General features: G+C 49.9%; 14 protein-coding genes and 1 pseudogene. 3 read left to right on the top strand and 12 right to left on the bottom strand.

The features are described 5' to 3' along the window. Window positions 1-51: 51 nt before the first annotated feature. The 3 genes from BN4275_RS08385 to BN4275_RS08370 form a co-directional block, all read right to left on the bottom strand. On the bottom strand, window positions 52-1,881 hold the full coding sequence (locus tag BN4275_RS08385) for a reverse transcriptase domain-containing protein (protein ID WP_066456684.1): 1,830 nt from the start codon (window positions 1,879-1,881) through the stop codon (window positions 52-54). Window positions 1,882-2,482: 601 nt separating this feature from the next. Then, window positions 2,483-3,469, bottom strand: a complete 987-nt coding sequence (locus BN4275_RS08380) for a M23 family metallopeptidase (RefSeq protein WP_242863616.1) — start codon at window positions 3,467-3,469, stop codon at window positions 2,483-2,485. A gap of 317 nt (window positions 3,470-3,786) precedes the next feature. After that, window positions 3,787-4,257, bottom strand: coding sequence for a hypothetical protein (locus BN4275_RS08370; RefSeq protein ID WP_066456668.1), 471 nt, complete (start codon window positions 4,255-4,257; stop codon window positions 3,787-3,789). A gap of 179 nt (window positions 4,258-4,436) precedes the next feature. On the opposite strand from BN4275_RS08370, the gene BN4275_RS08365 reads away from it, so the two are divergent. From BN4275_RS08365 to BN4275_RS17825, 3 genes are read left to right on the top strand one after another with little or no spacing between them, the layout of a single operon-like run. Next, entirely contained in the window at window positions 4,437-4,691 is a 255-nt protein-coding gene (locus BN4275_RS08365) for a DUF4160 domain-containing protein (RefSeq protein WP_066456666.1), read from the top strand. A gap of 13 nt (window positions 4,692-4,704) precedes the next feature. Beyond that, window positions 4,705-4,971 (top strand): DUF2442 domain-containing protein, encoded by a 267-nt coding sequence (locus tag BN4275_RS08360; protein WP_066456665.1) that lies wholly within the window; start codon window positions 4,705-4,707, stop codon window positions 4,969-4,971. Beyond that, the gene (locus BN4275_RS17825) at window positions 4,931-5,206 is read left to right on the top strand and encodes a helix-turn-helix domain-containing protein (protein WP_066456658.1); all 276 of its coding nucleotides are present in this window, start codon (window positions 4,931-4,933) and stop codon (window positions 5,204-5,206) included. Before BN4275_RS08360 ends, BN4275_RS17825 begins: the two co-directional genes overlap by 41 nt. A 166-nt stretch (window positions 5,207-5,372) precedes the next feature. On the opposite strand, the gene BN4275_RS08350 is transcribed toward BN4275_RS17825, so the two are convergent. From BN4275_RS08350 to BN4275_RS08315, 9 genes and pseudogenes are all read right to left on the bottom strand, one after another. Next, the gene (locus tag BN4275_RS08350; RefSeq protein WP_066456657.1) at window positions 5,373-5,600 is read right to left on the bottom strand and encodes a hypothetical protein; all 228 of its coding nucleotides are present in this window, start codon (window positions 5,598-5,600) and stop codon (window positions 5,373-5,375) included. Between the two features lie 300 nt (window positions 5,601-5,900). Beyond that, window positions 5,901-6,041: a hypothetical protein gene (locus BN4275_RS17295; protein WP_154018858.1), complete on the bottom strand. Its 141-nt coding sequence runs from the start codon at window positions 6,039-6,041 to the stop codon at window positions 5,901-5,903. A 68-nt stretch (window positions 6,042-6,109) separates the two neighbouring features. Then, window positions 6,110-7,741 carry a TraG/VirB4 family ATPase gene (locus tag BN4275_RS17700; protein ID WP_066456655.1) on the bottom strand — a complete coding sequence of 544 codons (1,632 nt, stop codon included), beginning with the start codon at window positions 7,739-7,741 and terminating at the stop codon, window positions 6,110-6,112. A gap of 76 nt (window positions 7,742-7,817) precedes the next feature. Beyond that, window positions 7,818-8,093, bottom strand: a complete 276-nt coding sequence (locus BN4275_RS17025) for a hypothetical protein (RefSeq protein WP_242863615.1) — start codon at window positions 8,091-8,093, stop codon at window positions 7,818-7,820. Between the two features lie 75 nt (window positions 8,094-8,168). After that, window positions 8,169-10,040: pseudogene (locus BN4275_RS17695) on the bottom strand (DNA cytosine methyltransferase). Next, complete coding sequence (locus tag BN4275_RS17540) at window positions 10,037-10,216, bottom strand: DUF7768 domain-containing protein (protein WP_066456651.1); 180 nt, start codon at window positions 10,214-10,216, stop codon at window positions 10,037-10,039. Before BN4275_RS17540 ends, BN4275_RS17695 begins: the two are co-directional and overlap by 4 nt. Before the next feature lie 25 nt (window positions 10,217-10,241). Beyond that, a complete protein-coding gene (locus BN4275_RS08325) occupies window positions 10,242-11,096 on the bottom strand; it encodes a conjugal transfer protein TrbL family protein (RefSeq protein WP_066456648.1) in 855 nt (284 codons plus the stop codon). Window positions 11,097-11,148: 52 nt separating this feature from the next. After that, window positions 11,149-11,538, bottom strand: coding sequence for a hypothetical protein (locus BN4275_RS08320; RefSeq protein ID WP_066456644.1), 390 nt, complete (start codon window positions 11,536-11,538; stop codon window positions 11,149-11,151). Beyond that, complete coding sequence (locus tag BN4275_RS08315) at window positions 11,535-12,737, bottom strand: hypothetical protein (RefSeq protein ID WP_066456637.1); 1,203 nt, start codon at window positions 12,735-12,737, stop codon at window positions 11,535-11,537. The genes BN4275_RS08320 and BN4275_RS08315 overlap by 4 nt, the downstream gene beginning before the upstream one ends. Window positions 12,738-12,761: the final 24 nt, after the last annotated feature.

Below are 12,761 nucleotides of genomic sequence, written 5' to 3'. Positions count from 1 at the left end.
CCCGAACCGGACGTACACGTCTCCGCGTATCCGGCTCTCCATTCAACCAACTTAGAGGATTCCTTTAGACACTTGTTCAAAGCAGGAATCGCATAACGCCAGTGTTTTCCGGCGTTTCTGCATCATCAGCATTTCAGAAGGGGTATTGCCCTTCAGCGATTTCAGGCTTTTGACATGGTGCATTGTAATGCTGTCCGTGTTACAGCCGCAAAGCTCACAATTCTCCCTACGCAACCGGGCGGCAAGACTGTTTTGCATGTCATACCGGCGATATTGAGGAAGGATGTCTGAAAAATCCGGGGCCGGTTCGTTCATTTTAATCAACCTATCATGATGAAACTCGCATTGTTTTACGCCGGATTTCGTAGTGTATTCTACGGTAAATACGTTGTTTTTCACGCGTCCCATCTTGATTTTGTTAATGCTGGAATTGTATTTGGCCGCGAACGTTTTCAGCATGCTGGTCTCCATCCACCATCGGAATACACCTAGCACGGAGACATTGGAAGCGAGGCGATAATAATTATAGATGCCCCTGATTTCGCTGTTGTATTTGCTGACAATTTCAACTTCTGCTTTGTTCATCAGGAAGCCCCGATGTAGGGCTTTCCATGATTCTTCGCCATTGATATCCTTTTTGATTTTGATTGCCTTGTATTCCCTTAGCTTTCTGATCCATTTGTCTCTCGGAAGATAGAGCCGCACGCTACCGTAATGCATCCGGGCCAGATCACCGTTTTCTTTACGGGAAAAGGATTTGTCCCGCGATACGGTAAAATCGTAGCCAAGATAGCGGATAAGCTCCGCAGAATGTGTAACGGTGGTCTTTTCCTCTGATAAAACGAGATGGAGTTTCTCCTGCAAAAACCTGCCCAAATCCACCTTGACCTGCTCCGCGTCCTCCTTGGAACCGATAATGCCTACGACAAAATCATCGGCGTACCGATTGTACTTGAGCCGCTTGAAGTCCGGTTCGATGGCGGGGTAGTAGGGTATGTTCAGCTTTTGCAGCTGGATTTGCCGCAGCTTCTTTTTCAGCGCATCGCGTTCTTCCGGGGACATTTCCGCCCCTCGGGTTTTTAGCTTGCCGGAATTGTACATATACCGACTGTGCAGACGGGAGTATTCGCGATTGAGCGGCCTCCATTTGGAGTTGCCCTTGTCAAAATTCCGTTTGTATTCCGCCATAAAAGCATCCAATTCCGACAGATAGATATTCGCCAGAATCGGACTCATGCCGGAACCTTGGGGCGTGCCGGAATAGGTTTTGTTGAATTTCCATTGTTCCATGTATCCGGCTTTCAGGAATTTCCACATCAGGGAAATAAAATACTCATCGTGGATACGCCGCCGCAAAAGAGCAATCAGCACATGATGGTCAAAGCTGTCGAAGCAGGCGTGAATATCGCCCTCCACAATCCATTTTGCGCTGGTGAAGGTGTGTTGCACCTCCAGCAGTGCAGTATGGCAGCTGCGCTTTGGGCGAAATCCGTGGGAATTGCGAGAGAATACGGGTTCGTAGATAGATTCCAAAATCAATCGGACAATTTCCTGTACCAGCTTGTCATCGGTGGACGGTATTCCCAGCGGACGCTTTTTCTTGCTGTTTTTCTTGGAGATGTATACGCGCCGGGCAGGGTTTGGCTGGTAGGAATGGTCTCTGAGCATGGTGATGAGGGTATTGATACGCTCCATGCTCATGGCATCAAGTGTCTTTCCATCTGACCCGGCCGTCATGCTCCCCGGTGAGGAAGCAATGTTTTTGTATGCCAGCAGATAGAATTCAGGATTGTACAAATTGCGATATAACCGCTCATATTTGTACATTGGGTCTTTTGCGTGCTCCTCTAAGCTTTTCAATACATGAATTGGATTTCTCACAGTGCATCACGCACCTTTCTTTTTCTGTATTGAGAGTCGAACTGCCCCCCTTCGCCATGTGAACGGCGCTACCGTCTCGGACTACTATGGGGGCTGTGTTACCTTGGCAGATATTCAGAGCCGCGTTTCTCATGGCGCTCATAGCCGCAGATGAGCGGCGTTCCGCTGTAGGCAATCTCCGTTTAGGCTAAAAGTAACGTGAGTATATTGTGTTGTCGGATGCGACTTTCGTCATTTACCACTATCCTGTGGTTGGTCTGTTTTGGGTATCTCATGAAAACACCACATCGAAATGCTTTCACCAAAACAACGGCGGGTACAACTTCAATCTACGCCGTGGAGCACCTTATCCCCAACCTCTGACTATCGTGCAGGCAATCCAGCTTTCATCCTCATACACAAAATTTCATCTCTCCTCGCCTGTGATACCCGTGAAGCTCGGATACCACGCGACCTCCGGCATGCTACACTCCCCATCCGGTTTCCCTTTTGGATAAGCCGGGAGATGATAGGTTGCGGATTTTCTCCGCTTGGTACCTTGACCTACTGCTTACTCAAGACAGAATTAACTATTAGCCCGCGAGCGGCAAATGAGCCGCCCTTACGGACGCACTATGTGCAGGTGTGGGCCGGTGGAACGTCCGGTGTTACCGCTTTTGGCAACAACATCTCCAGCACGCACAGTCTGTCCTTCTGTCACCAGGATTTCAGAGCAGTGCGCGTAGAGTGTTACCAGACCACCGCCGTGATCTACTACGACATGGTAGCCGTAGCCGGTGAGCTTGTAGCGCACAAACAGTACCCGTCCATCTTTCACCGCCCATACATCTGTTCCAACCGGAACAGCCAAGTCGAGGCCGGTGTGACCTTCGCTCCCGGCGCCGGTGGGGTTATCCCTATATCCAAATTCAGAGGAGACTTTATCCCGCCATCCATCTTGCAGCGGGCTTACAAATCCTCCGGGGGAGGGGATGACATCAGAATCCTTTATCATTTCTCCGATCAGATCATGTGTCCCGTTCTCTCCTTCCAATGACATGTCAGCACCGATATCGAAGTTGTGGTAGACCACCCGCAGGTAGATCTCGGTGATGTTGGCGGAGTCCTCCGGCGTTACTGCGTGGCCTGTAAAAGAGGCAACGTTGCCGTAGACGGCAGGCAGGCTGTCGATGGGGTAGGCGCGGGTGTGGGTATAACTGTGTTCCTCGCCGTCCTCGTCGGTCCAGGTATGGGTGCAATCTGCATAATAAACCCAGCAATCTACGAATTCGCGTGCTTTGACTTTTCGCAGAGATAAGTTCTCCATTCCAAAATTCAGGGCATAAAAAACAGCCTTGCTCCGGATCGGATCGAGGCTGTCGCCGTCCTCCATCATGCTTTCCACCGAGGAAATTGCGCCATCCAAGGCGGAAAAACAGGCGCGCATCTCGGTGATATAATCCCGATAATCTGCGGGCATGGTAATTGGGATTGCTCCGCCGTTAAACGTCAGGTCGACCGCAGCGTTGTTGTGGCTGGCGGTCCCGTAGAGCATGGAGCAGACCGCAATCACGATCAAGATGAAGGGCGTCAGGATTGCGGCTGCCACAGCCGCCGCCGCTTTCCAGGCGCGCTTATCGGTCGCCAGCAGCGCGGCTTTCAATAAAAGCTGGTGCGCTATTTTTATCCACCTCCAAGAGAGGCCGTCCATTCACAGCCTTTGTTCATTTTGCTCATTGAAACCGATCCTTTCCTCGCTTTCGTATATCTCCTTTTCCCGTAGGGCATGCTTGAATATCTCTATCTGTTCAAAGACGGACATACGGTCGTCCAACGAAGGCTGGTATGCCGCGGCGGAAATATCGCGCAAAGAGTAGGTGTGCCAACCGCTGCCCCTATGCTGGAACACCTTGACGGTTTTCCCATCTAAGTCAAAATCAATGAGCGATGTAATCCGGCTGTCTTGCAAAATGGATCGCAAAACTCCTGATATTTGTCTTCTGAGATATTGGTTCGGTTGGCAATAAAGTATCCCGGCAAAGAATCTCCGCCCACATCGGGATCGTTGAGATTCCTGAAATAGACCCGGTATTGGTGCGCCGTGCTTAATAAATTTGTAAACATCCCACTGATAAAGTGCGTATCCAACCCGTATTGCCGGATATGGAAAACGGAGAAGCGCGGAGCCGCCAAGCTTCGGTCATCCGCTTTTTGCGCGGCCTTTATCATGGACGCTTCTGTCCGGGCGCGCTCATCTTCAGGCACAATCTGCATGTACATATCGTGGAGCACCTGTTGCGACTCGATTTCTACGGAACTTCCACATTCGGCAAGAATTTGATCCATTGCGCCATAACGCCGGGCGTTGTATAAAATGGTCATCCGATATCCTGCCATTCCTGGTGACGCCTCCTTTTATGACGAATGGGTACGGCGCGGCAAGCCGGAAGGATATGAAAAAGTACACCAGGAAAAATGCCATACAAACTTGGGCTAATCCCTTGACAAAACCCTACTCAGTAGGGTAGAATGATAATAGAAAATCAATCCATCCTATGAAGTGAGGAAGTGATACAATGCCTGAGATAAGCCGATTTTACGGTATCATCATCAAGATGTTTTTCAAGCCGAAAGAACACGAACCGAGCCACCTTCACGCGCTCTATGGAGAACATATCGGTATCTTCGATTTAAGAACAATGGAAATGACCGAAGGCGACCTTCCGAGGAAAGCCCAAGAGTTGGTGAAAGAGTGGATGGGAAAAAACCAGAGCGAGCTTTTGAAAATGTGGAACACTCAAAATCTCAAGAAGCTGCCCCCGTTGCAATAAGGAGGTGAACTGCATGATACCGCGCATCAGAGAGGTTAAGCCGTTACCGGACTACAACTTGAGCGTCGTGTTCGATGATGGAAAGGCGGTCATTTATGACATGATGGATGACATCAGACAAATCGAGAGTTACCGTGATTTGGTAGCTATTCACGGCTTGTTTAATCATGTGCAGCTCGACGCGAGCCGTACATGCGTTTTCTGGAACGACAGGATAGACCTTCCCAGCGATACAATCTATGAGTACGGGAGGCCGCAGGGAGGTTCGACCCGTGCGTAGCGAATGGGAATATAGAATTGTACCGATCAGGGAATACAATGGCGAAGAAGTAAAGGCCATCCGGAAAACGGCCAACATGACACAGACGACGCTTGCTGAGTTCTTGGGAGTATCTAAAAAGGCAGTCGAGGCGTGGGAGGGCGGTAGGAATATGCCAAGCGGTCCTGCCTGCCGCTTGCTTTCTATGATAGCGATTGACCCGACGCTTCCCGAACGCCTCCAGCCATCCGAATAGAAAGCCTCCCGCATGGAGGCTTTCATTTTACTCTTACACATAACGTCACAAGGCTCCGCCAAACCGATGTAAGACCATCAAATTGTGTTGTTTCTGGTGTTTGTTTTATGATCCATCGTACACCTGCCTTAAATAACAAGGAGCAGCCGGATTTGCGGCTGCTCCTTTACCAATCTCTTGGGGCGCGTTTATATCGTTTGGTTCCCATGACACGGCTTGCGGCAATCACGCCGCAGTTCCGGCAGATCAGATGGTGGATCTTGTTTCCGCAAAATCCCATTGTGACTGTCGCGGATTTCATCATGCCGTCGCCTTGTTGGTAGCCGACCACAAAGTCCTGCCCGCCACAGCAGGGGCAATGCAGGTTCCCCGGATCAAAACTCGGATGGTACATTTCTACGCCTCCTTAACCGCGTATTCTTTTCAAGGACACAATACCATATTGCTTTTCAGATATCCACTGTAAAAACGAAGAAACACGCGTCTTGCAGCCGTTTTACCGCAGACGCGTGTTTGTTCTTTTTTGCTGATTTTCAGCATATTCTTCCTGTTCCCGCGGCGTTGCTTCCCGGACGCAATGGCTGCCGCAGTCGGGGCACTCATCAACCGGGCCGCTCCTGGAAAACAAAAAACCGCAGTCCCGCCCCATACACTTATAGATCATCGAGGTCACCTCTGAAAATTATTTTCAGTATTAGAGAGATATTCCCTGTTCGGGCGCCGGCTGTAAAATCCCTTGCCCCAGCCGGAGATAGCGATCCCCCACCATCGCGGCCACATAGCCCCTGTCGACCTTTTCATCCGGAAGCGTCGCCGTCGTCAGCCTGTTAAGCAATTCCCCATCCAAGCGAGGCAGGGAATATGAGATCCGCTTTTCCCGCAGCAGGTCGAGGAACAGGTCGATCAGCAGTCCGCTGGTTGTAATGCGGAAAAGTTGCTTGTATCGGTGATGTTGTGCCGCTGATAGAGTTTGGCCAGCATGAGTTCAATCGTATCGATTTCTTCTCCCTCAAACTTTTTGTAACTACAAAAGAAATCACGGAGGAAGGAGATATGCTGAGATAATTGTGTCTTGCTTCGGAAAGCCATGGGTTCGTAATCGTTGCTTTCATCCTCCTGCCCGTTTACATTCCAGATGGACGGCTGGAGGACATTGATCAGATACTCTCCGGTTGACAGGTCGATATAATACCCGCCGAGTTTTTCTGTCAAGGACCGGTACTCTCCTTCGACATCCAGGCAAATCACATTTTTTCCACTCTCCAGAATGTTACATACAAGCTGTTTCAGAAAATAGGATTTCCCTTGTCCGCTGTTTCCAAGGATCAACGTATTGGCATTTGTCTTGTCCTCGTCGCGCTGCTCCAAATCGACAATGATGGAACTGCCATATTTATCGTATCCGACATAAAACCCATGCTCATCTGTTTTGCCGCTGTAAGAAAAGGGGAACAGGTTCGCGACACTGGACGCGGGCAGCATTCGTTCAAACTGCTCGCCCAGAATGTTGAAGCCGGAGGGCATGACGCAGAGGAACCCTTCACGTTGATGCAGGTTGAGGTAATCCACATTGATCTTTGAACGAGCGAGTTCCGCTTTTACGCTGTCACGCAACTCCAGAAATTTGTCTTCATCATCTGTGAGCAGTTCGATATAGACTGCGGTGTGATAAAATGGCTCCCGGTTCCGGTGCGATGACCGAAGTATTTCGACCGCATCTTCCCGGTCGCTCTCGGCCGCGACCGCCGCGTTGATATCGGTGGAGGCGCTTGTAAACCGCGTCGCCTTATCCGCATCCTGAAAAATCCGCTGCACTTCACCTTCCGGGACACGGCGGGTATAGATGTGCAGAGTGACTCCAGCCTGCTCGCCAAGATGTTGGAGCAGAGCATGATCTTCGGTTGCGGCGGCATAATTGCGAACCGCCCAAACGCAGCGCCAGGTGTTGCCGCAGATATAATGATCGGTTTCAAACTTGACGACACTCGGGGCAATCAGGTCGAGGAAGGTTTTCAGCACCTCCGCCTCCTCGATTTTGGACGGAGCCTTGTAATCGCTTTGATTCCCTACAAATAAAAACCGCTCCCCATCAAAGTTGTCATAATGTTCGCTTGTGACGTCCTGGGCGAAATAAACAGCCAGGATCCGTTTGATATCCTCCATATTGGCCCGCTTCACCTTGAACCCCTGTTCCCGGATGAGCCGTTCCATCCGCCCAAGATAGGGATAGATCTCTTTCTGCTTAATGTTCCGCAATCGGATGAGAATGAGGAATTCCCGCGCACTGGCCGTTTGGATCTGGATCTGGTTGAGGTGGTCCAGGTCTTTTGAAAGCAGTTCCCGGATTTGCACAACTTCCTCCTCATCAATCCGTTCCAGCAGGTATCGCTTGTTGGTTTCAAAGCTTTCGCGGGAGTTGAGACAGAGCAGTTCGATGGCCGGAAAGCCTTTCAGCACGTTCATGAGCGCATTGACCCTTGCCCGCATACCATCCCGCGAGAGCACCGACAGGTTGGAAGGGCGGATCAGGAACATGGCGATCTCATCACCGCGGCGGGTCTGCAGGCTGTATTCGGTAATACCCTGTATGTTTATCAGGCCACGGGTGGTCTTATCGAGCCGTTTTCCCCTTGGCTTTTTTACGCTTTTGCTTATGGCGTTGATCTATATTCACTCCTTTGCCTATATGAACCGGTTCCGGTATCGCCCATTCGTACTTTTGTTGCACCAGCAAAAAATAGCGAAAGGCGCTTTTCAGAAAATCAAGAATGTTTCGATCTTCAAATCGGATACTGAGAAATATGTACAGCACAGCGATGGCAAGCATGGGGTAAAAATCGAGTTTTATCAGCATCATGATTCCGATCAGCGACAGCGTACCGCCCATCGCAACGTCTTTGAGCTGCCAAAGCCAAAGCGTCGGTTTTTTCCTGAGATTTTCCGGGTAGATATAAATTGATGGTCATCCCTTCTGTTCATTTTGTAGACACGCAGCGATTCCGCGCATGATAAATTCCACGCAGGGGATCGCAACACTGTTCCCCAGCGCCTTGTAGCGGGCGCTGTCTGTGTTGCGCCGGGTATGTTTGTCCAGCCATCCGGGAACCCCTGCAAGCGCTCACACTCCAGCGGCGTCAGGCGCCGGATCAGTAGGCGGCGTCGAGGCAGGACGTTCTGGTTATCGGAATCGCAGACAAGATCCGTTGCGTCCTTATGCTGTCGGGCCGCCTGTGCCGCTGTCACAGAGTTCTGCAGAAATTCGTCGCTCCTTTGGCGGCTGAACACCGCATGCCGGTCGGTTGCTGTCAATGTGAAGCAGACATCCTCATTAAAACCGATCCCATTTCCGCCGTTTTGCACCTGGCGGTCAATGATATTTCCAGAGATGCATATGTCCCCAGTCGACAGCGGTTGGTTTACAAGCGGTAAATTGTTTCCACCTGTACCCGCACGGGCAGATAGGGTGGGGGCGCTGTTCAACGGTCCCTTTATCCGGGAATCTATCCCATAATTTTCATATAGCTGCGCGTCCCTTGGCAACACCAACGGCGGGTGTCCATCCATCTGAGCGCGGAGTGTTCCGCAGGTATCGGCGCTTACATCCATTCTTTGACCGCCTTGGTCGTTGAGGCATAAAATGGACGGCATCATACTCCCACCAGCTGAGCCTTTGAGCGTTGGTGCGGTTTCTTCTGAATAGCCTATGCTTCCTGCGGTAGAAGCCGCTCCAGCACTAAATCCTGCCGTTAAAATACAGGGATATCCCTGTCCGGCTTGACCACCACCTCTGGCCCACGAGGTATGCGTCTCAGAGGTTAGGAAGCAGTCACCATTGCCCTTGGTTACCACGCCCGCGGTGAAAAGCAGGTTACTGGAATTCAGGTGTCCTCCGTACTCTGCGTCTGCGAGTGTCGGAGATTTATCCCCCGTGGTGGAAGAATGGCATTGCCGTGTATCCCAGGAGGGCTGGAAACTCTCTGCAATGGAGGTCTGCCGTTTTATTCCTGTCTGTGTGCATAAAGCGCCGGCACAGTCCCGCACCTCATCCCGTTGGTTGGCAGCAAATGCCGTTATCGGTAGAGCTATATCATCTTCCGCCAATCCCGCCTGGATCAACAGCGCCTTGTGGAGCTGCGGCGGAAGCGGTTTTTCACGGCATTGTGCCCGCCGCAAAATCCCCATACAAGCGGTTTTGCTCAAATAATATTTGATGGGCGGATTGCCCTCCAAAATCAGCGATAAGGAAGATCCGACGGCGGCGTTGGGGGACTCCCCAGTATCGAGCGTCCAAGACGCGCCAAGCGACATCGAATTCATTTCCCATAACGGCCCCAGCAGTGAACCAAATCCCGCCCGCAGGTCGAGGTATTGATATGGTGCCGTCGACAATCCGGCAGATTTCTTCCAAGACGATTCGAAAGTCCTCGCCTTTCGGCTGCCCGGAACTGAATGCCCCTGGGACGTTCTCCCATATGAAGTATCTGGGGCTAAGAGGCTCAGTTGTTCTTCCTCGCCGTTCATCCGCTTCTCTCATCTCCTTTGCTATCCGTATTTGTTCCATGAAAAGGCCGGAGCGGGCGCCGTCCAAACCCGCGCGCCGTCCGGCCACGGATAAATCCTGGCAGGGAGATCCTCCGCATAGAATATCTACAGAGGGCAGGGCTGCGCCATGCAATTTTGTGATATCCCCCACATGCTGCATACAAGGAAAATGCTCTTTTGTAACCGCGATGGGGAACGGTTCGATTTCACTCGCCCAAAGGGTTTCGATGCCGGCACGCTGCGCTGCCAGCACAAATCCGCCAATCCCATCAAATAAGCTGCCAAGGGTCATAGGGCTAGGGTGATATCCTGTTCTGGCGCAACTGCTATGTGGTGCACCGGAATATCCAGCCCTTTTGCAATAGGAGTCACACCAGACTCTAAAGCAACCAGACAGTATACTCTGGATTTTTGAACATTTTCTTCCGCATCGCCTGCAAAGGGCGATGCAATATATACCAACTTCAATAAGACCCTCCTTACGAATAAATCATTATCCTGCAACAGTTCTGCCAACATTACGCGCAAGGTTGATGATTGTCTGGGTGGAATAGACCGCGGACATGATATTTGCGCGCGTTGTGGTATCCAGCCCAAACTGCTGTGCGATTCTTGGAATCTCGGATGACGCCAGCATGAGGCCACAGCCCAACAGTGCATGATCATTCCATACCATCAGACCGGCTATCAGGATACTTGATTGTAAAAAAGCCGTGAGGCATAACCCCACGACTTGTTTGCACCAGCTATAAAAACTATCGTTGTAACCACGGGGCACGCTGAACATGTAAAGCGATCCTACGGCTATTTGAATCAGTAAAATGCCTCCGCGTTTGATATTTGCAAAAAACACCTTTATAACCGCATAGCCCATTAAAATCAAGAGAAACAGTGCAAGAAAAGCTCCGTAACCGTTTATTGAGCCCATCGCTGCCCGTGTCATATTACCGATTCCGTCTGTGCCTGATATCCCGGCAATCCCATGGGAGAGGCTGCCCTGCAGATCGACGCAAAGCTTGTACAGTTCCACTGGGACCGAGGTAAAAAGGCTCACCGCGAGAAACCCCTTCAACGTCCCCATAGCAACATCCTTGATGCAACCGCCCCGTCCGGATTGATATTCGATTGCCGCTTCGAAGATAGCCACTACAAATCCCACGGCATAAAGCGCCCATCCGAAATAGGAAAAAAAGGTCACAATTGCTTCTACCCAAGGCATTTCAAAAAGTTCGGCGCCCATGCCGTTCATCATCGTCAAAAACTCTCCTAAAAATTCGACGATCTTGGAATAGATCCAATCGAACACTTGTCCTAAAACTGTGTCCGCGACAAAATCCCAAATAAATATTTTGTTCTCCTTCTTTCTTGCAACTGCATGAGCGGGAATTTCCTATACAAAATTACGAAATCTTCTGTCCTGCCTCGCTTCCTGATTCCGGGTTTAACCCAAGTCCACGAAGGATTTCTAAATCTTGAAAATAGATGGTAACGCCGGTGTTATGAATATCCGTATGATCTACGGCAGAATGTATATCAACAAATCCCAGCAAGATTTCGAGTGATAAATCTACTCCTGAAGGATCGGGAAGATCGTCATAGCTTATTTCGGTGTAGATCTTCTCGCCATCCAGATCAGCCCTTGGCGCCGCGTCTGAAACGATTTTGCTTACTTTGCAATAAATTGCTTGTTCTTGATCAGCAAGAAATGCTCTAATTGCTTCGATTAAAGGATCACTCCGCTCCAGCGCTGGTATGGATTGTGCATTTTCTGCGTTCTTCATTTGGTTCAAAGTTGAATCCCTCCAAATAAAATTTCCTCCTTTTCCTTCAACCGCTCAGAAAGAACCCCTGCGAGTAATTCGGGAATTGAAATAACACCGCAATAAACGATATATCCATTCGCGGTGAACCCGCCCATTTCATTTTGCGCCTTCCATTCCCCAAATCTCTTATAATCAAAAAAATCATCCAGTCCTGTAGCAGAATCGAAACTCCTTGATTCTGCGATTACGTGCCTCCCGTATTCCTCCGGTGTGGTGATATCCGGATAGAAGTCAAACAGATCAATTTGCAATGCCAGATTTTCAAGCTGGTTGGCGCCGTTTGGGGTTACAAATTCCGTGGCGGCTTTAAATTTTTCACGTTCTTTCGTATTAAGTTCACTGATCGCATATGCCATGCCATTGATGCCGTCCAGGGATTCCCTGGACGGATCGACATAATCCTCAATGTGGGGCAGAAGGCTATCGCTTAAAGAAGCAATGCGGATTTTTTCCGGATTGATGAATCCGGAGCGCTCTAGCATTCTTTCCATTCCAGTTTTCGACATGGGAAAATATAACCATGTCCGGTCTTCAGAACGTTCTGTCATGCCGGTATCATACACCCCAACCTCGACTGCAAAATCATCGTACTGGTAGGCGGGAAAATCTCGGCCCTTATAGACTTCATCTAACTCCATGCCATTCTGATAAACCACTCCGTATGGAGTAACTTTTCCGTCGCAATTAAGGATAAGTGCAAGGGCTTCCTTTCGGAAATCATAAGTTGCCAGCTTTTCATGGATAGAACAACCACCACTTATGGTTAGAACATGACGTTTCCCAATCTGTTCCAAATTTCGGAAGTCCTGTATAACCGTTACTTTTTGACAGCAGTATGTCAGATTGATCAGGTCAGTCATATCGCTGAGCCCATTTGAAACCGCGGAAGCCTGGTATTGGAGAAGTTCATATTGATCGAAACTCTCCAGCCGTTTTATCAGATAATCCATCTCGTCAACATTGATTTCAGTTGCTTCCAAACGCTTGAGTATCGGATAATCCCCACTGATTTCCTCCATCCAGCAATCCCGGTTCAGCGCATCACCGATCTCCAGGGCCTGCAGCATTTCGATGATCTGATCATACTGCTCTCGGGGAATGGGAAACGGTACGGTTACAACGCCATATTCAGAATGATTTCTCTTGCCCAAAACAACATTGACCATCCTTATACTTCACCTCTATTTCAG

This window comes from Anaerotruncus rubiinfantis, assembly GCF_900078395.1.
Taxonomy (GTDB): Bacteria; Bacillota; Clostridia; order Oscillospirales; family Ruminococcaceae; genus Anaerotruncus; species Anaerotruncus rubiinfantis.
The sequence above is the reverse complement of the archived record's forward strand: the minus strand, read 5'-3'. Positions and strand labels throughout refer to the sequence as shown.